General features: G+C 35.5%; 19 protein-coding genes and 1 pseudogene. 6 read left to right on the forward strand and 14 right to left on the reverse strand.

Going from position 1 to position 22116, the window contains the following annotated elements:
* Nucleotides 1–288: 288 nt before the first annotated feature.
* The 6 genes and pseudogenes from tkt to H3S88_RS06300 all read right to left on the reverse strand — a co-directional run bounded on the left by tkt (nucleotide 289) and on the right by H3S88_RS06300 (nucleotide 7220).
* On the reverse strand, nucleotides 289–2295 hold the full coding sequence (gene tkt, locus H3S88_RS06270; protein WP_198228194.1) for a transketolase: 2007 nt from the start codon (nucleotides 2293–2295) through the stop codon (nucleotides 289–291).
* Nucleotides 2296–2448: 153 nt separating this feature from the next.
* Complete coding sequence (gene tal / locus H3S88_RS06275) at nucleotides 2449–3399, reverse strand: transaldolase (protein WP_198228192.1); 951 nt, start codon at nucleotides 3397–3399, stop codon at nucleotides 2449–2451.
* Between the two features lie 199 nt (nucleotides 3400–3598).
* A pseudogene (locus H3S88_RS13525) lies at nucleotides 3599–4055 on the reverse strand (RpiB/LacA/LacB family sugar-phosphate isomerase).
* Nucleotides 4056–4317: 262 nt separating this feature from the next.
* A complete protein-coding gene (locus H3S88_RS06290; RefSeq protein ID WP_198228188.1) occupies nucleotides 4318–4563 on the reverse strand; it encodes a FeoC-like transcriptional regulator in 246 nt (81 codons plus the stop codon).
* 90 nt (nucleotides 4564–4653) lie between these two features.
* The gene (gene feoB / locus H3S88_RS06295; RefSeq protein ID WP_198228186.1) at nucleotides 4654–6981 is read right to left on the reverse strand and encodes a Fe(2+) transporter permease subunit FeoB; all 2328 of its coding nucleotides are present in this window, start codon (nucleotides 6979–6981) and stop codon (nucleotides 4654–4656) included.
* Nucleotides 6978–7220 (reverse strand): FeoA family protein, encoded by a 243-nt coding sequence (locus H3S88_RS06300; protein WP_065738977.1) that lies wholly within the window; start codon nucleotides 7218–7220, stop codon nucleotides 6978–6980. Before H3S88_RS06300 ends, feoB begins: the two co-directional genes overlap by 4 nt.
* Before the next feature lie 365 nt (nucleotides 7221–7585).
* On the opposite strand from H3S88_RS06300, the gene H3S88_RS06305 reads away from it, so the two are divergent.
* From H3S88_RS06305 to H3S88_RS06315, 3 genes are read left to right on the forward strand one after another with little or no spacing between them, the layout of a single operon-like run.
* The gene (locus H3S88_RS06305) at nucleotides 7586–7942 is read left to right on the forward strand and encodes an ArsC family reductase (RefSeq protein WP_198228184.1); all 357 of its coding nucleotides are present in this window, start codon (nucleotides 7586–7588) and stop codon (nucleotides 7940–7942) included.
* 13 nt (nucleotides 7943–7955) lie between these two features.
* Complete coding sequence (gene dapE, locus H3S88_RS06310; RefSeq protein WP_198228303.1) at nucleotides 7956–9095, forward strand: succinyl-diaminopimelate desuccinylase; 1140 nt, start codon at nucleotides 7956–7958, stop codon at nucleotides 9093–9095.
* Nucleotides 9096–9129: 34 nt separating this feature from the next.
* On the forward strand, nucleotides 9130–9318 hold the full coding sequence (locus H3S88_RS06315) for a YpfN family protein (protein ID WP_198228181.1): 189 nt from the start codon (nucleotides 9130–9132) through the stop codon (nucleotides 9316–9318).
* A gap of 8 nt (nucleotides 9319–9326) precedes the next feature.
* Here the strand turns inward: H3S88_RS06315 and cysZ are convergent, their stop codons facing one another.
* From cysZ to H3S88_RS06350, 7 genes are all read right to left on the reverse strand, one after another.
* Nucleotides 9327–10157, reverse strand: coding sequence for a sulfate transporter CysZ (gene cysZ, locus H3S88_RS06320; RefSeq protein WP_307785758.1), 831 nt, complete (start codon nucleotides 10155–10157; stop codon nucleotides 9327–9329).
* Nucleotides 10158–10322: 165 nt separating this feature from the next.
* A complete protein-coding gene (locus H3S88_RS06325) occupies nucleotides 10323–12332 on the reverse strand; it encodes a GNAT family N-acetyltransferase (protein ID WP_198228179.1) in 2010 nt (669 codons plus the stop codon).
* 3 nt (nucleotides 12333–12335) lie between these two features.
* Nucleotides 12336–12791: a DUF441 domain-containing protein gene (locus H3S88_RS06330; protein WP_086309000.1), complete on the reverse strand. Its 456-nt coding sequence runs from the start codon at nucleotides 12789–12791 to the stop codon at nucleotides 12336–12338.
* The gene (gene purC / locus H3S88_RS06335) at nucleotides 12791–13501 is read right to left on the reverse strand and encodes a phosphoribosylaminoimidazolesuccinocarboxamide synthase (RefSeq protein WP_198228177.1); all 711 of its coding nucleotides are present in this window, start codon (nucleotides 13499–13501) and stop codon (nucleotides 12791–12793) included. The genes H3S88_RS06330 and purC overlap by 1 nt, the downstream gene beginning before the upstream one ends.
* Nucleotides 13502–13737: 236 nt before the next feature.
* On the reverse strand, nucleotides 13738–14499 hold the full coding sequence (gene bamC, locus H3S88_RS06340; RefSeq protein WP_198228175.1) for an outer membrane protein assembly factor BamC: 762 nt from the start codon (nucleotides 14497–14499) through the stop codon (nucleotides 13738–13740).
* 39 nt (nucleotides 14500–14538) lie between these two features.
* Nucleotides 14539–15417 (reverse strand): 4-hydroxy-tetrahydrodipicolinate synthase, encoded by an 879-nt coding sequence (gene dapA / locus H3S88_RS06345; protein WP_198228173.1) that lies wholly within the window; start codon nucleotides 15415–15417, stop codon nucleotides 14539–14541.
* A gap of 97 nt (nucleotides 15418–15514) precedes the next feature.
* Entirely contained in the window at nucleotides 15515–16273 is a 759-nt protein-coding gene (locus tag H3S88_RS06350; protein WP_198228171.1) for a Nif3-like dinuclear metal center hexameric protein, read from the reverse strand.
* 228 nt (nucleotides 16274–16501) lie between these two features.
* Between H3S88_RS06350 and H3S88_RS06355 the strand changes: the two genes are divergently transcribed.
* Both H3S88_RS06355 and rnt read left to right on the forward strand, forming a co-directional pair.
* Nucleotides 16502–17269: a tetratricopeptide repeat protein gene (locus H3S88_RS06355; protein WP_198228169.1), complete on the forward strand. Its 768-nt coding sequence runs from the start codon at nucleotides 16502–16504 to the stop codon at nucleotides 17267–17269.
* A 123-nt stretch (nucleotides 17270–17392) separates the two neighbouring features.
* A complete protein-coding gene (gene rnt / locus H3S88_RS06360; RefSeq protein WP_307785759.1) occupies nucleotides 17393–18091 on the forward strand; it encodes a ribonuclease T in 699 nt (232 codons plus the stop codon).
* A 64-nt stretch (nucleotides 18092–18155) separates the two neighbouring features.
* Here the strand turns inward: rnt and H3S88_RS06365 are convergent, their stop codons facing one another.
* Nucleotides 18156–18482 (reverse strand): Grx4 family monothiol glutaredoxin, encoded by a 327-nt coding sequence (locus H3S88_RS06365; protein ID WP_038518280.1) that lies wholly within the window; start codon nucleotides 18480–18482, stop codon nucleotides 18156–18158.
* Between the two features lie 1415 nt (nucleotides 18483–19897).
* Between H3S88_RS06365 and yccS the strand changes: the two genes are divergently transcribed.
* Entirely contained in the window at nucleotides 19898–22039 is a 2142-nt protein-coding gene (yccS, locus tag H3S88_RS06370) for a YccS family putative transporter (RefSeq protein ID WP_370528586.1), read from the forward strand.
* The last annotated feature ends 77 nt before the right edge of the window (nucleotides 22040–22116 follow it).

Below are 22116 nucleotides of genomic sequence, written 5' to 3' on the forward strand. Positions count from 1 at the left end.
AATTTTTTGACTAAGAACATCATACCATCACTAAATTACTAGTTATGGTTTTTAAATTTAATTGAAAATAACAAAATCATGAAAAAACAATAAATAACCAATCAATCTAAATCAAAACAAATGTTATCTCTAATATTTAATTTTGGAAAAACATCTGGTTCAACTTCTAGTTAATATATAAATGGATTTTCAGGAATAGGATTGAATTTTCTAAAGAACATAAAATAAGCATAAAAAAACTTCGCTAAAGTTATTAGCGAAGTTTTATTCTGTTAATCAGACTATAATTTATTTCAATAAACTTTTCGCCTGATTTAAGACATTATCAATAGTAAAACCAAATTCTTTAAATAGTTGATCGGCTGGGCCTGATTCACCGAATGTTGTCATACCAACAACTTTACCGTTAAGACCAACATATTTATACCAATAATCGCTGATACCTGCTTCGATCGCTAAGCGAGCCGTCACTGAAGATGGTAATACAGATTCTTTATAAGTTGCATCTTGTTTATCAAATGCATCTGTCGATGGCATTGAGACAACTCTTACTTTTTTACCAGCTTCGGTAAGTTTATGATATGCCTCAACAGCAAGTTCAACTTCCGATCCAGTAGCAATGATAATTAGTTCTGGTGTGCCAGTACAATCATTAAGAATATAACCACCACGATAAACATTAGCTAATTGCTCAGCACTACGTTCTTGTTGTTTAAGATTTTGTCTTGAGAAGATTAGCGCTGTTGGACCATCTTTGCGTTCTATCGCATATTGCCAAGCGATAGCTGATTCAACTTGGTCACATGGGCGCCAAGTACTGACATTTGGAGTAACACGTAAACTTGCCATTTGTTCAACAGGTTGGTGTGTTGGTCCATCTTCACCTAAACCAATAGAATCATGAGTATAAACGAATAATGAACGAATTTTCATTAACGCAGCCATACGGATAGCATTACGTGCGTATTCCATGAACATTAGGAAAGTTGCGCCATAAGGAATAAAGCCACCATGTAATGCAATACCATTCATGATCGCTGACATACCAAATTCACGTACACCATAGTGGATATAATTTCCATTTGGGTTGGCTAAAATCTCTTTTGAACCTGACCACATGGTTAAATTACTTGGTGCTAAGTCGGCAGAGCCACCCAAAAATTCAGTTAAAGTAGGAGCAAACGCTTCAATCGCATTTTGTGATGCTTTACGTGTTGCAATTGTTGCTGGATTTGCTTGCAGTTTATTCACAAAATCTTTTGCTACTTGTTGCCAATTAGCAGGTAGATCGCCACTAACTCGACGTTTGAACTCCTGAGCTAAATCAGGATAAGCTTTAGCATATGCGTCAAAACGTGCATTCCACTCATCTTCAACTTGTTTACCTTTGGCTTTTGCATCCCAAGCATCGTAATATTCTTTTGGAATTTCAAAAGCAGGATAATTCCAACCAAGTTCTTTACGTGTTGCTTCGATTTCAGCATCACCTAAAGGTGCACCATGACTTTCGTGGCTACCCGCTTTATTTGGTGAACCAAAACCAATAATTGTTTTACACATTAACAATGACGGTTTATCGGTTACTGCTTGTGCTTGTTCAATGGCTTCTTTTAAAGCTTTAGCATCATGACCATCAATGCCACGAATTACATGCCAACCATAAGCTTCAAAGCGTTTTGCCGTATCATCAGTAAACCAACCATCAATTTCACCATCAATTGAAATACCATTTTCATCATAAAATGCAATAAGTTTGCCTAATTTAAGAGTACCTGCTAATGAACATACTTCGTGTGAAATACCTTCCATCATACAACCATCACCCATAAATACATAAGTATGATGGTCAACAATGGTATGGCCTGATTTATTAAATTGCGCAGCTAATGTTCTTTCAGCAATAGCCATACCTACCGCATTAGCAATACCTTGTCCTAATGGGCCTGTTGTTGTTTCAACCCCCGGAACATAACCATATTCAGGGTGACCTGCGGTTTTTGAATGCAATTGACGAAAGTTTTTAAGATCATCAATCGTGACATTGTAGCCAGTTAAATGCAGCAAGCTATAAATCAACATAGATGCATGGCCATTTGATAATACAAAACGATCGCGATCCGCCCAATTAGGGTTAGTAGGATTATGTTTTAAAAATCCACGCCAAAGCACTTCCGCCATATCGGCCATACCCATAGGTGCACCTGGATGACCAGATTTAGCTTTTTGCACACCGTCCATACTTAATGCTCTTATCGCATTCGCTAGTTCGCGGTGAGATAAAGTCGTTGCATTCATGTTGTAATCTCCAAAATATTTTTAATTAAAAATTCCTAATCTAGCAAGTTACTATTCTTAGCAACAAATGCTGTCGCCTGCCAAATTTGTTAATCAAATCGAATTAAATAATGTAAAAATGGGGAGCTAGCTCCCCCTTTGTATTCTATATGCTTAAAGTAATGCACTAATCATATCTTCTAATTTGCCTTGGTCAACAGCAAAAGCACGGATACCTTCAGCAAGTTTTTCAACTGCCATGGCATCACTATTGTGTTGCCATCTAAATTCAGCCTCAGTCATCGGTGCTGGGCGATCGACTACCTGTTGATTTGGATTAATTTTTTGTGTTACAGGGGCTGTTGATTGTTGCATTTCAGCAAGCAAACTCGGTGCAATGGTTAGACGGTCACAACCCGCTAGTGCTAAAATTTGGTCAACTTTACGGAAACTTGCGCCCATCACAATCGTTTTATAACCATGTTGTTTGTAATAATTGAAGATATTACGAACCGAAACTACACCAGGATCTTCGTCTGCAACATAAGGATCGATTGGTTTTTTAGCTTGATACCAATCATAGATACGGCCAACAAACGGAGAAATTAAAAAGGCATTTACTTCAGCACATGCTCTTGCTTGTGCAAATGAGAAAAGTAATGTCAAATTACAGTTAATCCCCTCTTTTTCAAGAATTTCTGCTGCTTTAATCCCTTCCCACGTAGAAGCGATTTTAATTAAGATACGTGATTTATCAATACCTTTTGCATGGTAAAGTTCAATGATACGACGTGCTTTGTCTATACAACCTTGTGTATCAAATGATAAACGGGCATCCACTTCTGTCGAGATACGACCAGGAACAAATTTTAAAATTTCAGCACCAATATTAACAGCAACTTGATCACATGCATTAACTAATTGTTGTTCTTTACTACCACCCAATTTTTTAGCGGTTTCTACAGCAGAATCAATTAGATATCGATATTGAGGAAGTTGAGCAGCTTTTAGTACAAGGGATGGGTTAGTTGTAGCATCTTCAGGAGAAAATTGTTTAATTGAATCGATGTCTCCAGTATCGGCAACAACGACAGTTAATTTTTTAAATTCATCTAATTGACTCATACTTCTTTATCCTCTACAGCTTTTAGTTTAATAAAAATATAATAGCATTTATTCAAAAATAAAACGACAGTACCCTATTGCTATTTCGCATATATAATAGATTAAAAAACAAACAAATATGAGGTAAAATTAAAGTTTGAAAAGTTCTCATTGTTCGCAAATTTAATCTGCTTAACCCAAAAATTCTAACAAATAATGATTATTTACTATAGAGCTGATCATAATGGTTGATACGCTCAACTTTAGTCGTCAATCCACCACCTTCAAATTCAGAATTTGACCATGATTGCACAAATTTTTTAGCTCAACGCCAATTACTCTAGCACCCATTGTCATAATTTGAGCATTATTACTCTTTCTGGCACGATCAGCCGAAAATATATCATGACATTAAGCTGCACGAATACTAGGTAACTTATTTTATTGGCAGCAATGGCAACACCGATACCTGTCCCACAAATCAAGATACCTTGTTCTGCATACTTGCTTTGATAGAACAGACTACGTCGTTTACAATATCAGAACAAAAAAGCGTTTTTTATTTATTTGTCACTACTATAATCAACAATTTCAATCCTTTATTTAGTCAAATAATCAACTATGTTATTTCTAAATTCAAAAGCGGCATCATCAACACCAATGGCTATTGGTTTCATATTATTTTACCTCAATTTAATTCAAAAAATGAACATAGGTTCATATTAATATCATTTGATGATTTTTAAATATAAATTAATTCAATTATGTGATGAAAGTCTCGAAAATAAAATATTTTTTAAGAAAATATAGCAATAACTTATACTATTAATTACAAAAATCACTACCTAAACACAGTATCTATAGTAAAAATTTTTACATTATTTAATCAAAGGTTGATTGTAAAGACATTTGAACAGAATCATTTTAAAAAGATATGATTTATTTATTTAACCAAACATAAACTATTTGCTGAGTGACATTACAACCTGCACACGTTTTGCATTGATTAGGTGTGCATGCGGTTTGATTATCCCCCATGATAATTCGCTGAATGCTTCCTTTTTTAATCCAAAAATCCAACATTTGTGCTGTGGCACTGTTAGGTATACGAAAATGTCGGGCAATGTCTTGCAACTCGGCACGATTTTTTAATTGCACATAATCTCGAATTGAAGTTACTAGCATAATAATAAAAGATGCAGGGTTATGTCCTGCATCTTCTCCTTAATTTATGATTGAATGGTTAATAAATAAGATGTTTTAAGGATCTGCTATTTAATAACAGCAGGATGAATTTTTAGAGTTAGATGAACTGACAGCTGTTTGATTAAAAATGGAATATCGCCCTAATATCCGCAAAGTGATAATCATAATTAGCATAAATGCCCCACATCCCAAAAGCCACCAAACTGCCGATTGTGAATGTCCAATCAAAGTTGTTTGATAGTAAATTGTTGCAGATAACCAACCAATGATAAAAGTCCAAATGCCAACAAATATCATCCATCTTATACCCGCTTCACGATATACCGCCCCTAAAGCCGCAGCACAAGGAGTATAAAGTAATATAAAAATCAAATAAGCTATGGCGACCGATGGCGTCATAAAGGAATTTTTTATTTGAGATACTGCTGACGAATCCACAGCTAACTCGGATTGTAATGAGTCAATATCATCATTAACAGTAGATAACCCTAAAGGATCTAAAACAGCATCAGACAAATCAACTAGATTTTTAGGAATCGTTTTAAGTGCATCAAAAATCCCTTGCGACAAATTAAATGATTCAGCCTGTTGTGTGGTATCCATTTCATCCATAGAATAAAGCGAATTTAAGGTGGCAATAACCGATTCTTTGGCGAAAATACCCGTAAAAATACCAACGGTAGCAGGCCAATTCTGTTGATTAATACCCATTGGGGCAAATGCTGGTGTAATCTTTTGGCTAACTGCAGATAGCATGGAATCTTGTGAATCTTCATGTCCAAACGTTCCATCCCGTCCCCATGAGTTAAGCAAACTCAAAACAGTCACCATGATTATAATGGCTTTTCCTGCTTTGAAAATGAAATTTTTCAAACGTTGCCAAGTTAAACTGAGCAAACTGCTTAAAGTAGGAATTCGATATACGGGCATTTCCATAATAAACGGCGTAATCGAACCTTTTAATAAAGTAAATTTAAGCACAAATCCTGTGATAATTGCCACTGCGACACCTAACATATACAAACTAAAAACGATAAATGAAGCATGTCTAGGTGCGAAGATAACCGCAAACAACGCATATACTGGCAATCTTGCTCCGCATGACATAAATGGAATCATACAGATTGACATAATGCGATCGCGCGTGCTTTCTAATGTACGCGTTCCCATAATAGCTGGTACGCCACAACCAAAACCGACTAACATAGGTACAAATGCCTTACCCGGCAAACCGATACAGCGCATACCACGATCGACAACAACTGCTGCCCTTGCCAAATAACCCGAATCTTCTAAAAATGACATACAGAAAAACATTGCCCCAATTACAGGTATAAAAGTTGAAACAGTTTGAATACCGCGTCCGATACCATTGGCCAAAATGGCGATAAGCCAGTTAGGAGCCTGTATGGTTTGCAGTACATGTGCTGTACCATCCACAAACAACGTGCCACATAATCCATCAAAAAAATCAACAAATACTGTTCCAAAATTAATCGACAACATGAACATGATATACATTGTTAACAAAAACAATGGAATACCTGTAATGCGTCCTAAAGTAATTTTGTCAAGCATATCTGAAAAGCGAACATTTAATTCACGAGGCTTGTCAATGACCGTTTTACAAATCGCATCAATTGTATCATAGCGCGCAGATGCTAGCGCTACGTCAATTTCGTTATCGCACCATGCGGAAAGTGACAGACGACAAGCTGTTAGCTTTTCACTCTCAAGTTGGGTCAAATTGTAGTGTGAATCATCTAATAACACATCTTGCAACTGCCATGAATTAAATCGACGTAGTTCACTATCTTCAGGTAATTCATTAATATACCTATCAATAATAGCTTGCTGTTCATCCCCCAACAAATTGATTGAAGGATTAGCTACTTGGGAAGATACTGTCATCGCTTCAATTTGCTGATACAGTGCTTGCAATCCTATTTTTTTACTTGATGATATCGCCACCACTGGACAACCCAGCAATTTCGATAACTTTGCAACATTAATCTGTTCACCCATTGCTTTAACCGCATCCATCATATTAAGCACAACGATCATAGGCAATTGCAAATCAACTAATTGACAGGTCAAATATAAACTGCGTTGCAAATTTGTCGCATCAATAATATTGACTATCATGCAATCATCTTCACTCAAAACAAACTGCCTTGCAATTAACTCATCTTGCGAAACGCATAATGGATCGGATTCAATTGAATAGGTTCCCGGTAAATCGACAATATCGTATTGTTTCTGATTATAGGCAAACAGACCTGTTTTACGCTCGACAGTAACGCCAGGCCAATTTCCCACTCTTTGTTTGGCACCGGTCAACAAATTGAATAATGTTGTTTTGCCACAATTTGGATTACCAATTAGTGCGATCTTCATGCTCCGACCTCTAACACTTCGATAAAAGAAGCTTCTTGGCGGCGTAAGCATAATAAAAATCCACGCATATTAATCTCAATGGGGTCACCAAGTGGCGCAGTCCGTACTACCTCGACTTTACAACCCGGTGTAATGCCCATAGCCAGTAATTTACGACGATAAGGTAACGATTTAGGTAAAAATCTAGAAATAACCGCCTCACGCCCTATCGGCAAGTGGTTAAGAGTTAAAGATGACATCATACTTCCTACGTTTATTTAGCTTATTTATTTTTTATCGCACAAATTAAAATGCGAACGATTCGCAATATTAATACACATTAATGTAGAAAAAAACAAATTTTCATGTAAAAAATGGAAAGAATGGTCAAATAATGGGGGTAATTAGAAAATTTTCAATTATTTTTGAACAAAAATGCAGACTATCTTCAGAAAAAACTATTTTAACCTCTTTTTTAAGGTTGGTGAAATTATCACCCGTTAATCTTATTAAGTATAATAAAACAAAATCAGAACGGATACTCTCATTAATCATCCTAATTGCTGATAATAACTTATAGCTGTTATAATCTTTTAATATATTAAAGAAATGGATCCCCCCAATTATGTATATCATCTATGGTATTAAAAACTGCAACACAATGAAAAAAGCGTTTACTTGGCTTGATGATCATCAAGTTCAATATCAGTTTCATAATTATAAAACCGATGGATTATCGGCTGACCTGCTCGACACTTTTTTACAATTAGTAGATTGGCAAAGTTTACTTAATACGCGCGGTACAACATGGCGCAAATTAGATGAGCAGGTTCGTGCCCAAATCAATAATGCACAATCCGCCAAAAAAATTATGTTAGACAATCCATCCATTTTAAAACGTCCTTTACTGATCGATGGTAAGCGTGCTTTGTTAGGATTTTCTGACGAAAGTTATTCACAATTTATATCGCAATCAAAATAAGAACAAAACTATGATGAATGAACCTGTTATTGCGCTGACTACTGCGCTTATTGCTGAAAAATCGATAAGTCCTGACGATAAAAACTGTCAAAACATAATTATCGAACGTTTAAAAAAAATTGGATTTACCATTGAAGAAATCAATATTGGACAAACCAAAAATTTGTGGGCTTTTCATGGTGATCGTAAAAGTAAAACACTGATGTTTGCAGGTCATACCGACGTAGTGCCCGCAGGTGATGAAACTAAATGGCTTTATCCGCCTTTTACGCCTACCATTGATGAAAATGGTGTACTGTACGGTCGAGGTGCAGCGGACATGAAAAGTGGCGTCGCGGCTATGGTATGTGCAGCAGAAGATTTTATTAAAAGCAATCCTGATCATCATGGCTGTGTGGCTTTTTTATTAACGTCTGATGAAGAAGCTGACGCAAGCGATGGCACCGTTAAAGTAGTCGATTTATTAATCAAACGCCATGAACGCACTGATTATTGTATTGTTGGCGAACCTTCAAGCGATACCTTACTTGGTGATCAAATTAAAAATGGACGCCGTGGATCATTAACTGCAAATTTAGTCGTGCATGGTGTGCAAGGTCATGTTGCTTATCCTCATCTAGCAGATAACCCAGTGCATCGCTTTGCTCCTGCTTTAAATGAATTGGTCAGCACAATTTGGGATAATGGCAATGACTATTTTCCACAAACCACCATGCAAGTCGCAAATATCAACGGCGGAACAGGGGCAGAAAATGTAATACCTGGTGATCTGAGTGTTCAATTCAATTTTCGCTATAGCAGTGAACTTACCGACACACAAATTAAAGAACGTGTTGAACAAATTCTTCAAAAGCATAATCTAAAATATACCTTGAATTGGCGTCTTTCAGGTCATCCTTTTTTAACCCCACAAGGCGAGCTAACCAATGCTGCTGCCAATGCCATTAAGGATATTACGGGAACAGATACCCGCCTCTCGACCAGTGGCGGGACATCAGATGGGCGTTTTATTGCTAAAATGGGTTGCCAAGTCATTGAGCTTGGTGTGGTTAACAAAACTATCCATAAAGTCAACGAAAATGCCCACTGCCAAGATATTATTAATTTAACCGCAATCTATAGACGTATTTTAGAGACTTTATTACTGGCATAATTAAGCCCGTTTCACTTATCTAAAAGGAGATAATATGGCATGGCTTAAAGATTATTGGTGGATTATTTTAATTATCTTAATTGGAATTTTTATCAACGGCATTAAAGCACTGAATCGGCTAAGTTATAAAAATTATCTGGAAAAAAAGAACGGTATAAAACCCATACCTTACAGCGATGATGATGACGACGATTGGCCATCATCAAATCAATCAAACAAATAAACTAAGCGTTACCGAAAATCTTGGTTGGTACTTTCAAATACAGCTTGATGACGGTAACGATCTACCCACATTGCCGTTGCGCCACAGACAGCAATAGGCATCACAATCAAATTCAGCAGCGGTACCATAGTAAAAAAGCTAACTAAACCACCAAACATCAGATTGTCGACTTTGTTTTGCTTTAAAAGTTCACGCATACGGTGGAACTTAATTTTGTGGTTATCAAATGGATAGTCCGCATATTGAATGCTGATTTGCCAAGCGGTAAATAAAAACCATACCACTGGCGTAACCGTTTGTCCAATGACGGGGATAAAATAGGTAAGTAAAATAGGAATAGCCCATAATAGATAATGGCCTAATTTTTGCAGCTCACGATTTAATATTCGCGGTAAATCTTTAATTAAGCTCATCCATGTTGTATCGGGTGCAGGCATACCTGTTAATTGCGCTTCAACTTGTTCTGCTAATATTCCATTAAAAGGAGCAGCAATAAAGTTAGTCACCGTACTGAAAAAATAACAAAATAAAATCACAAGCGTTAGGATTACAATAAATACAATGATGTATCCTAACCACTGTAACCAGCTTGGTACATAAGACAATCCCCAATCGACCATGCCACTAAGAACGGTAAAAAACCAATAAAACAGCGCCGACATTAATACAATATTGGCAAGTAGAGGTAAAAAAACAAATTTCTTAATACCTGGACTAAAAGCTAACGACCAACCTTTAAAAAAATATTCAAACCCATTTCTAGCTTGATGATTTTTCGGGCGTGATTGCGTGTGGGAATGTCGATGCTGGGTATTATTATCTATTTGATTAGACGTCACATTTGGTTCCTTTTTATTTACAAGCCAGTCAACACCTTAAGTAGGTATAAACTGGTAATACATTAATATATAGTTTTAAATAAACAGTGCGATATTTTAAACATACCGCCTACTAAGCTCAATAATGTTTAATCATCTTTACTGGCTATTTTATTTACTATTGCATTATTTTAGTGTTAAAGTCCGTTGATTATTTGCCAACCAAGTTTTAACTTCGTGTTTGAGGGCTTGCATTAACGCATTTTTTCCCGCTAATTGATAACGATTAATTATATCCATCTGATTATTTTTGCTATCAATTAAGGCTGATAAGATCGGTAATGTTAAGTATTGCTGATGTTGATGTGCATAAAGATTTAATCGACAAAGTGCAGGATAAGTCGCTTCAAATGGACGATAGTAATCACAAAAACCAGCTAATTCACTACAATCTTGTGCAGTTAAGGATTGATTATCATCAAAAGTAATCATATCGTTAAATGGTAATTCGATAATATCTTTAAGCCAGTAAGCATTGCGTACAAGTTTCTGTTGTAATTGATCAGATAATTGCTGTCCTAATTGGGTTAAAGGTTTAATCGCCATAATTGAATAACTGCCACTACGGGTCTCTTTATGGCTACTAACGTGCACCAAATTAAACCCACATGCTATCCAAAATTGATAATTAGGCTGACTGTACGCAAAGCTCACCGATAAATAATCGATATTTTGGTGATACGCTTCATCGTATATCGATTGTACCAGTTTTTTAGCAACATGTTGTCGACGATAAGAGTCAATCACCGCAATACGATTGATGCGTACCGAGCGTAATTTGGCTGCCAGTTTTTCACCTGCATGGGCGACTAATGATTGCGCGACTAAATTACCCTTAGGACGGCGCATACCAAGCCACACTTGCTCAATGAGTGAATCGGATAAATTGCCTTCATTTAACGTAATTACCGCAGCGATCTGTTGAGTTGTTATTGGATGATTTTGGGATAAGTCTTTATTGACCGTGGCTTGCCAAACCGATAAATTTTGCGCATCAAAAAGGCGCCGTAAATCGACTAATGTGGTTTGATAATGAGCACTTTTTAAAAGGTAAAAGATCGTTGTTAATGCGTTTATATTATGTCGATCGAGTTTACTGTAGTTTATGGATGAATCAATTGCTATTTGGTTTTCTTTCTCTTCCAATATTCCATTTAACAATAACCGATCGCAAAATAACTCTAATTTGTCACCCGTTTGCCAACGGATGGGGTTATCAAGATAAAAAAACTGATATGATCTATTTTCGAGCAATTTTAATAAAAAACCCTGCCCTGTACCTTCGTATCCTTCAACCGTGGTAGTGAGTAATACTCGACTGTTTTTAGTCTTAGCTAAATGCAGTAATTGTTCAAGCATGGGAAGCGGTATCATGGCTGCTTCATCAATAATTAAATAATCAGCAAAATCGTTATGTTGCCAAGCGATTAACTCATCAGGCGCATAAAACGGAGTATTTGAGTTAGCAAAGACAAAAAAGCTATTGAGTGCCGCTTTATTCGGTGCAGTCACAATACAGTTCTTTTTATGACTAAATAATCCTGCCAAAGCCGATTTACCACGACCGCGTTTAGCAATAACGACATTGATGTTTTGTTTACTGTTCAATAATTTTTGTAACGTCATTTGCTGCTGAGTTAAATCGCAAGCTTGCGTGTCGATGTCCGACAATGTTGATAATGGCAGATTACTGCGTGATGATAAGACAGTGTGCTCAATTGCTATATCAAATTCTGCAAGTGTTTTTAGCAAATGATTTACAAAATTCGGCACAGTAATGGGGATATTGGCTTCATTCCAGCGTAAACTATCTTGGTCTTGCCAAGTTTCAAGTTGCTTCGGTAATAATAAAATCAGCAGACTGCCTTTAACCAATGTACCGGTTAACATTGCAAACGCATCAAGATTAAATCCTATTGTTGCATCAAATATTGCATGTAGATACTCTTGCCCTAATAGCTGTTTGGTTTTGGTAGGTAAAAGAGTATTTGGCAAAAAATCAGGCACATTTGGCTGACTGGTAACGGTTATCCAATCGCCAAAATTTGTCGTTATGGTGTGATTAAGTTGCTCAAATAATTGTGTTGCTTCACCCTGTAACACCCATAATGTTCGTGTGCTTTTAAGGCATGACATGAGTTAATTTTTACCAATCAACAGTGACAATATGCCAGCGGCAATGAGAGGTCCGACAGGAACGCCTTTGAAAAACGCCACACCTATAAGTGTGCCAATGATTAAACCATTAACAATAGTAGGATGAGCACCAATTAACGATATGCCACGAGTACCTAGCCATGACACTAAAATGCCTACAGCTATGGCAACGAGAGATTGCCATGTGGTGAATGATTTTAAAATATCAGCGACTTTTAATGAACCATCGGCTAACGGAACCATCATAGCAGCAGTTAGGATCACAATACCAATAGTTAAACCATATTTATTTAAAAATGGAAAGTAAGCCGCTAACGGTGTAAGTTTAAACATTAGCAGTAAGAGTACTGCAAAAGTCACTGTGTTATTATGAGTTAAATAACACAGTGCTGCGAGACCTAAAAGTAGAAAAAAAGAAATATCAAACTGCGCAAACATTACAACGGAACACCTATTCGTGTTGCCACTTCTTCATAAGCTTCAATAACCCCACCTAAACCTTGTCGGAAACGGTCTTTATCCATTTTTTTCAATGTCTCTTTTTCCCATAGACGGCAACCGTCAGGTGAAAACTCATCACCTAAAGTGATTTCTCCTTTGAATAACCCAAATTCAAGTTTGTAATCAACTAAAATTAAACCTGCTTTATCAAATATATCTGTCAAAATAGTGTTAATTTTGAAGCTGAGTTCTTTCATCGTAGCTAATTGCTCATCTGTCGCCCAGCCAAAAGCCTTACAGTGAGATTCGTTGACCATAGGGTCATGCAGTGCATCGTTTTTTAGGAATAATTCAAACGTTGGAGGATTCAGTACTTTACCTTCTTCAACACCTAAGCGTTTAACTAAAGAACCTGCAGCACGATTACGAACGACGCATTCAACAGGTACCATATCGAGTTTTTTTACTAAAACTTCGTTATCCGACAACAAGGCTTCAACTTGAGTTGGTATACCTGCGTCACGTAGTTTAGTCATAATAAAAAAGTTAAATTTATTATTGACCATTCCTTTACGATCTAACTGCTCAATGCGTAAACCATCAAAAGCAGAAGTATCATTACGAAATTCCAATATTAATAACTCAGGGTTGTCTGTTGTGTAAACAGTTTTTGCTTTACCACGATAAAGCTCATCCAACTTTTTCATGTTTATAACCTTATATCAATTTGCCAACAAATAATTAAGGAGCTACGCGCTCCTTAAATTCAAACTCATTGCTACTATTTTTGCTATTACTTTTTTAAGCATAAATAGCAACTGGGTATCAGTTTATAGCTAAGATAGAGTCATAAAAGCTACAAATTTCAAGCCACACTATGAATTAAAGTTATTGTGAATTAGAAAGTTATAAATTTTCATATTCACAAAATAAAACTGTTTTATCACTTTCCACGGATCTGATCTTTAAGATCCTCTTTAATCCTTTTCATGGACTCAGTATCTTTATCAGCTCCTTTTTTCGCTTCATTCCCGTTCGAGTCTTTCACTTGTGGTTCTCGAAAAGATTGCGGAGCAATATCATCCATTAACGAATTAAATAAACCAACAACATAACGCTGAACTTCAATTGGTTGTGAAGAGATATCTTCAGCACCACGAGCTAACGAATCCAAGCTAAGAGTAATAGTTTGGGTATCACCAACAATTTTACGTTTAAAAGTAAACGACGCTTCCGCTGTTTGAGTTTCATCCGCTCGAACTATAAAAGCTTTGCCTGTTTTTATAGTTAAGTTATCACTACTACTTATAGGAATGTTTTTGTTGTTTAAAGTATTTGGAATTTTATTCCATACATCAGCACTGAGTGGTGAATTAAAAGTAAGGACACCATTATTATAAATAACAAAGGAATCAGAAACGGTTGGAATAGGTACAACAGGTGCTCGAATATCAACTTGTTTACCTAAATTACCCTTAGAATCAAGTTTATAAATATAAAAATCAGCTACTTCTGCTGGTATTGTCATACCTTTGGGAACAATTAAAGGCTTTAGAGCAGGTGAGTTTAAATAATCTTCATTACCATCAATTTCGCGCTTATAATTTTGATCGCTACCACACCCTACAAGGAATAGAGAAACGATAGCCGTCAAAATAGCGGTTTTTTTTACGATATAATTACGCAATATAGTTTTATCAAACATAGATATCTGCTTTTAAATTAATAGTTGTATGAAAATAAATTACAGTAAATTAGCATCTTTTAATGCTTGCTCTACCGCTGGAATTGAAGATTCAGACAGCGATATCATTGGTAAACGGATTGTACCATTGTCTATTAAACCTAATCGAGTACACGCCCATTTTACGGGTGTTGGATTTGGCTCAATGAACAAATTGTTGTGCAGTGCTAATAGACTGTCATTTACCGCTCGTGCTTCTTGAATTTGATTATTTGCAGCTAATTTACAAACCGCTGCAACTTGTTTTGCTGCAACATTTGCAGTAACCGAAATGACGCCATCTCCACCTAAAATCATAAAATCTAAGAAAGTTGCGTCATCACCACTTAAAAGTTTGAACTGATCACCGACTAATCTTCGTGTTTTAAAAACACGAGAGAGATCACCAGTAGCATCTTTTAAAGCAACGATATTTTTAATTTTTGACAAACGTCCGACTGTTTCGGGTTTAATGTCACTACTAGTACGACCTGGTACATTGTATAGGATTTGAGGTAATTCGGTACTTTCAGCAATGGCTTTAAAATGCTGATACATACCTTCTTGCGTTGGTTTATTATAATAAGGAGCCACAGTTAAACAACCAATTACACCAATATTTTCAACTTTATTAGTCAATTCTATTGCTTCTTTGGTTGCATTTGCGCCTGTTCCTGCAATGATATTAATACGCCCATCAGCATAATCGATGGTGCGCTTAATAACATCAATATGCTCATTGTGATCGAGCGTTGCTGATTCACCAGTTGTTCCAACAGAAACAATAGCTGATGTACCATTAGCAATATGATATTCGACCAATTTTTTTAAGCTTACGTGGTCTACATTTCCTTTTGAATCCATTGGTGTAATAAGGGCGACCAGACTTCCTGTAAACATAAAATGACCTCTCATATTATCTGTTTTCAAAACAGCTTTGAAGATTATAAAAACTACGAATAAGTATGCGTTATTTCTAAGTTAAATTCAACTTTTGTTATGCTGGATTATCGATATCGACAAAAATACATTGCAAGCCATAGCGACTTGCTAACCATTCACCTAGCTTTTTTATGCCATAACGTTCGGTGGCATGATGACCCGCTGCATAAAAATTAATACCATATTCACGGGCAATATGAATAGTGCGCTCGGATACTTCACCTGTAAAAAATGCATCACAACCCAGTTGAGCTGCTTGCTCAATAAAGTCTTGTCCACCACCACTGCACCACCCAATACGCTCAATGATTTGCGGTGCATTATCACCACAAAACAATACTTGGGGCTTACCATTATGTAATACTTGCTCTAACTGTTGTTTAAACTGTAAGGCTGTAAGCGGATTGTTTAAGGAACCTGTGAACATGAAATCGGTTATATCATCGTGTTTATCAACCTTGATATCCAACAAATTCGCCAGTTCAACATTATTACCCAATTCAAGATGACCATCTAAAGGCAAATGATAACTGTACAAATTAATATCATGTGACAAAAGCGTTTTTATTCGTCGATATTTTATGCCCGTAATAGTTTGCGGTTCATTTTTCCAAAAAAAACCATGATGTACCAGCACGGCATCAGCTTGCAATTCCACAGCTTTATCTAACAATAATTGACAAGCCGTAACGCCTGTAACAATTTTCTTAACCTCATTTCGACCTTCTACCTGCAATCCATTAGGTGCATAGTCTCGGTATCGACTTATTTGTAATTCATTATTAATTATTTGTTCAAGTTCATTACGATGCATTTTATCTATCTTATTAAAAGAAGTTATAGTTAATAATTATAATCACTTTTATCAATTATCTCACCAATATATTTTATTAAGTGTTCTTAAGTTATTTAATCTTCTGACATTTACAAAAATCCTAAACATTTGTTTATTGATAATATTGCTAAATTATGAAAGTTTATTTAGACTTAACGCCGTGTCAAATTATGCTGTTTTATGTACATTCACTAAAAGGATATTATTGTGCCGTTTTTAGGAATTGGATTAAGTAGCGTTATTGCATTATTTTTTATATTCCATGCAATTCGTACTCAACAGGATAGGTATTGGATTTGTATAATATTTATGGTGCCATTTTTGGGCAGTTTGATCTATTTTGCCGCCATTTGTTTACCTAAGTTACGCTCTACGCCGGTTGGTTACCAGATTGGAACAAAACTACGTAAAACACAGGATCCTGAGCGCGAATTACTCGAAGCCCAAAAAAAATATGAAGCTTCGCAAACCATCAAAACACAAATCAATTTAGGCAAAGCGTTGGTTGACAATAATCGAGCTGATGAAGCTTTGACATACTACCAACAAGCATTAACAGGTAATTATGCAACCTCACCCGATATTTTGCTGCAATATGCTTATGCGTTATTTATGGATCATCAGTATACTAAAGCGAAAGAGACGTTAAATTTTTTAAGTGAAAAAAATCCCGATTATAATTCTGATGAAAGTCATTTACTCTATGCTAGAGTTTTGGTTTCACTCAACGAAAGAGAACAAGCTAAAAAAGAATTAGAAAATTTAATTAGCTACATCCCGAGTTTAGAAGCAATTTCATTTTATTTACAGACCTTAATTGGCTGGAACCAAATCGATAAAGCAAATAATGTATTACAAATCATAGAGCATCGTTTGAGTTACCTACCCAAACATACCAAACGTTTAAATGCTCAATGGATCAAAGATATTGAACAATCTAAACAAAAATTGATTCATATGATGCAAAGATGTTAATTGATTTAACCAATGCGTGCCATTTGTTTGATTTAGGAAAGTACTTCAGTAAAGGTAAAACTAGGCGAATACATTAAAAACTGGCATAATAATTTTCATTTTTTAACAAATAAGATAACTATTGTGCCAAACGCAAAATTATGTGAACGTTTTCGGGGTTTTTATCCTGTAGTGATTGATATCGAAACATCTGGCTTCGATCCTAAACAAAATGCCATTTTAGAAATCGCCGCCATTACGTTAAAAATGAATAAAGATGGTTGGATTGAGCCTGATCAAACCTTGCAATTTAATGTCAATCCATTTGCTGATGCAATTTTAGAGCCTACCGCGCTGGCATTTAATGGGATTGATCCCAATAATCCTTTACGTGGCGCAGTGGATGAGAAAATTGCAATTGAAGCAATTTTCAAAATGGTAAGATCGGGTATAAAAGCAAACGATTGTAACCGTGCGGTAATTATTGCTCACAATGCTCACTTTGATCATAGTTTTTTAATGACAGCAGCAGAGCGTGCAGGAATAAAACGTAATCCATTTCATCCATTTGCAACCTTTGATACCGCATCCCTATGTGGTTTAATATTTGGACAAACGGTTTTGGCTAAAGCCTGTGAAGTGGCAAAAATCCCATTTGACCACAAACAAGCCCATTCAGCACTCTATGATACCCAAAAAACGGCTATTTTATTTTGTGAAATTGTTAATCGATATAAACGATTAGGAGGATGGCCACTTGCCGATATATCACTACAAGCAGAGTTAGATAATGAGTTGAATGGTGAACAATTAAGCCCAGAGTCCGATCAACAAACAGAATAATAAAAAGAGCGCATACGCGCTCTTAAATGACCTTTGAATCTAAGTTAAGTTGAGAAAAACTATCCTAAATTGGATGCTTTTCCGCTGTTTCTTTAATTAGCGTTTGCAGTTCACCAGTTTGGAACATTTCGATCATAATATCACATCCTCCTACTAATTCACCTTCAACCCATAATTGTGGGAAAGTAGGCCAGTTAGCAAATTTTGGTAGTTCTGCACGAATATCAGGATTTTGTAAAATGTCTACATAAGCAAACGGCACGCCACATTGAGATAAAACCTGCACTGCTTGAGCCGAAAAGCCACAACTTGGCAATTTTGGCGAACCTTTCATATATAAAAGGATAGGATTTTCAGCAATCTGCTTTTTGATTTTATCAAGTGTTGTCATTTCTTCAGTCGTCATAAACGTTTTTCCTTGGTAATTAATTGCTAGCCTATTATCTTAACGTAGATTATCCACGCTTGATACCGATAACAAGCCATTTTTTTGACCTATAACAAGATATTAAATAAATATATATAATTATCAAACACTATTCAACACGGGTATGGATGTTTTTCAACCAAAAGCATTAAAAGTTTTTTTAAAGTCCCATAAATAATAGATGTAAATATAATTTTTTGTAAAAATAATTCAGGAGTTTATACCGTTTCAGATTCTTTTTTACCCAATTAAAAACTAATTAACTATCACGTAACTAAACAACACAAAGAAATGCCCTATATTGAAATTGCTAAATAAATAATTCTCAGTTAGTGCGTGACGCAGACAAGAATATTTTTGTGACCGAAAGCATTAAAAGCTTTTTTAAAAGCTCATAAATAATAATTAAAAATAAATTTTTTGTAAAAATAATTCAGAAGTCTATACCGTTTCAGACTCTTTATTTACTCAATTAAATACCTAGTTAACTTTCACGTAATTAAACAACACAAAGAAATATCCTATATTGAAATTGATGAATATATAATTCTCAGTGAGTGCGCAACGCAGACATGAATATTTTTGTAACCAAAAGCATTAAAAGATTTTTTAAAATCCCATAAACAATAGATGAAAATAGATTTTTTGTAAAATAATTCAGGAGTCTATACCGTTTCAGATTCTTTTTTACTCAATTAAAAACTTAATTAACTTTGACGTAGCTAAACAACCCAGAGAAATGCCCTATATTGAAATTGATGAATATGTAATTATCAGTTAGTGCGCAACGCAGACATAAATATTTTTGTAACCAAAAGCATTAAAAGATTTTTTAAAATCTCATAAATAATAGATGTAAATATAATTTTTGTAAAAATAATTCAGGAGTCTATACCGTTTCAGATTCTTTATTTACTCAATTAAATACTTAGTTAACTTTCACGTAATTAAACAACACAAAGAAATGCTCTATATTGAAATTGCTAAATATATCATTCTTAGTTAGTGCGTGACGCAGACATGTATATTTTTGGTAACCAAAAACATTAAAATTTTTTTTAAAATCCTATAAATAATAGATGTAAATATAATTTTTGTAAAAATAATTCAGGAGTCTATACCGTTTCAGATTCTTTATCAAATTTAATATGTAATGAGTTATCAAATTGTTAAAAATATCTAAGAAAAATTGACTCATATTTGAACACTCAAATTCATTAATCTAAGGAAAAACATTCAATTCAGATGACGTTAAAATAATTAATAATATGTATATTAGTTATTGTTATTTTCAACCAAAAAATTCCACCCTCTTTAATAACTGTCAACAATATAGTATTCTACCCTCCATCTTATTAACTCTACGAAAACCAACATTTGTGCATCCTTTTATTTTGACTTTGCGTAAAGTCTTTTACAGCAGTAACCTTCTGTTTAGCATCCGCATGCTTATTAGCTTAACTGGCTCTACTCTAGTGCCTTGGTATTTTGGCCAGACAACATTGGTTATTCCGCTCACGCTTGGTGTGGTGGCAGCTGGATTAACTGAGATTGATACTCGGTTACTCAGCCGTTGTATTAATCTAGTGTTGACGTTGTTCTGTTTTGCACTGGGTACGTTTTCGGTCGAGTTATTATTTGATTACCCTGCACTGTTTATGATTGGGCTGGTGTCTTCTACCTTTATTTTTATTATGCTGGGTTCACTCGGGCAGCGTTATGGAGTAATTGCCTTTGGATCGTTATTGATTGCTGCTTATACAATGCTTGGCCATAATTTATTTGATGATAAATTTACTCTACCCTGTTTTTTATTACTCGGTGCACTGTGGTACAACGTGGTATCGCTAATTGAATCAATCATTCAACCTATTCGCACGACTCAACAGTCACTGTCTATCTGCTTTATGAAGTTAGCGCAATATTTGGATGCCAAAGCAGCAATGTTCGATCCCGATGAAACTGACGGATTTAAAAAGCAAACGTTGCAATTAACCGAAAGTAATAATCAGTTAATTGGTGCGTTTAATGACACAAAACGCTCTCTATTTAACCGTTTAAAAAGTTATCGCGGACAGTCTTACATTCGTAAACTGCTAAGTTACTATTTTGTAGCGCAAGATATTCATGAACGTGCAAGTTCAGCACATGGACAATATCAAGCATTAAGTGAACATTTTAAACATAGCGATATTCTATTTCGCTTTGCGCGAATTTTAAATTTGCAAGCCAAAGCCTGCACGCAGTTAGCAATAGCTATCAAGTTAAACCAAACCTATCAACATGATTCACTGTTTGCGCGCTATTTTACTTATCTTGAGGAAGCCATCGCTCAATATCAATTCAGCAATAGAGCTGACATGCTTTTGATTAAATCCTTAAAAAATTTGCATCAAAATCTACTCTCTATCGATCTGCTGCTAACAAACATTGATACTGAACAGCACCTCTCTAAAGAGCAAGAAGATAATCAATTGATTGACGAAGAGCTAACTAGCTTTCACGATCTATTTGCTAAAATTAAGCGTAATTTGACCGTTAAGTCTCCACTATTTCGCCATGCAGTGCGAATGAGTTTAGTCTTTTTTGTGGGATATATGGCAATTCTCTGTTCAGGTTTATCGCACGGATATTGGATCATCTTAACCAGTTTGTTTGTGTGTCAACCTAACTATTCCACCACAAAACATCGATTAAAATTGCGTGTTATTGGCACTATTTTAGGGATTGTAGTTGGCATTCCGTTGACCTTTTTGTTCCCGAGTGTGCCTGAACAGTTAGTGCTCATTATTATAACTGGCTGGCTGTTTTTCTTATTTAAAAATTCCCAATATGCTTATGCCACTGCGTTTATTACGTTATTGGTATTCTTTAGTTTCAGTTTGATTGGTGAAAGTAGCATATCGGTTGCTATTTCACGAATTATAGCCACATTAATTGGATGTTTTATTGCTTGGCTTGCGGTGAGCTTTATCTGGCCTGACTGGAAGTTCAGAAACCTACCTAAATTAGTGGATCGTGTTTGTCATGACGACAGTCACTATTTGGCATTAATTGGACAGCAATATCTATCGGGTAAAACCAATGATCCTCAATATCGTGTCGCACGCCGTGCCGCACACGATAGCAGTGCCGATTTGTCATCACTAATCAGTTTAATGACTAAAGAGCCTCATATGAATCAGGCAATCATCGATAAAGGCTTTCGCCTGCTCACCCTAAATCATATACTTATCAGCTATTTATCAACGTTAGGAGCACATCGAGATAAAAGTATCTCCCCCAAAACTCTTGACCTATTTGACGATTTAACGGTTTATATTATTAATCTTCTCAGTGATAAAAAACTAGACAGTGAATATCAAGCCATTAAACAGTTAGTTACCGATTATGTTGAAACGATCTCAATCAATGACGATCAGACCAATAGCGATCTACTGGTAATGCAACAATTAGCTTTAATACTCGATATTCTACCGGAAATCGTCACACTTGTTAGTGAGTTGGATAATTCAATCTGAATATTAAAGAAAATAGTTTATCAAAATCTCAATAAGCGATTTTTTCCTAAACTATTTTCTGTTGTTTGAATCACGTT

It is taken from the genome of Gilliamella sp. B14448G11 (assembly GCF_016101765.1).
In the GTDB taxonomy this organism is placed as follows: domain Bacteria; phylum Pseudomonadota; class Gammaproteobacteria; order Enterobacterales; family Orbaceae; genus Gilliamella; species Gilliamella apicola_N.

What these genes read in the sequence shown, in the direction of transcription:
- tkt (WP_198228194.1), bottom strand. Translation starts at nt 2,295, where the DNA reads ATGAATGCAACGACTTTATCTCACCGCGAACTAGCGAATGCGATAAGA.
- tal (WP_198228192.1), bottom strand. Translation starts at nt 3,399, where the DNA reads ATGAGTCAATTAGATGAATTTAAAAAATTAACTGTCGTTGTTGCCGAT.
- H3S88_RS06290 (WP_198228188.1), bottom strand. Translation starts at nt 4,563, where the DNA reads ATGCTAGTAACTTCAATTCGAGATTATGTGCAATTAAAAAATCGTGCC.
- feoB (WP_198228186.1), bottom strand. Translation starts at nt 6,981, where the DNA reads ATGAAGATCGCACTAATTGGTAATCCAAATTGTGGCAAAACAACATTA.
- H3S88_RS06300 (WP_065738977.1), bottom strand. Translation starts at nt 7,220, where the DNA reads ATGTCATCTTTAACTCTTAACCACTTGCCGATAGGGCGTGAGGCGGTT.
- H3S88_RS06305 (WP_198228184.1), top strand. Translation starts at nt 7,586, where the DNA reads ATGTATATCATCTATGGTATTAAAAACTGCAACACAATGAAAAAAGCG.
- dapE (WP_198228303.1), top strand. Translation starts at nt 7,956, where the DNA reads ATGAATGAACCTGTTATTGCGCTGACTACTGCGCTTATTGCTGAAAAA.
- H3S88_RS06315 (WP_198228181.1), top strand. Translation starts at nt 9,130, where the DNA reads ATGGCATGGCTTAAAGATTATTGGTGGATTATTTTAATTATCTTAATT.
- H3S88_RS06325 (WP_198228179.1), bottom strand. Translation starts at nt 12,332, where the DNA reads ATGTCATGCCTTAAAAGCACACGAACATTATGGGTGTTACAGGGTGAA.
- H3S88_RS06330 (WP_086309000.1), bottom strand. Translation starts at nt 12,791, where the DNA reads ATGTTTGCGCAGTTTGATATTTCTTTTTTTCTACTTTTAGGTCTCGCA.
- purC (WP_198228177.1), bottom strand. Translation starts at nt 13,501, where the DNA reads ATGAAAAAGTTGGATGAGCTTTATCGTGGTAAAGCAAAAACTGTTTAC.
- bamC (WP_198228175.1), bottom strand. Translation starts at nt 14,499, where the DNA reads ATGTTTGATAAAACTATATTGCGTAATTATATCGTAAAAAAAACCGCT.
- dapA (WP_198228173.1), bottom strand. Translation starts at nt 15,417, where the DNA reads ATGTTTACAGGAAGTCTGGTCGCCCTTATTACACCAATGGATTCAAAA.
- H3S88_RS06350 (WP_198228171.1), bottom strand. Translation starts at nt 16,273, where the DNA reads ATGCATCGTAATGAACTTGAACAAATAATTAATAATGAATTACAAATA.
- H3S88_RS06365 (WP_038518280.1), bottom strand. Translation starts at nt 18,482, where the DNA reads ATGACAACACTTGATAAAATCAAAAAGCAGATTGCTGAAAATCCTATC.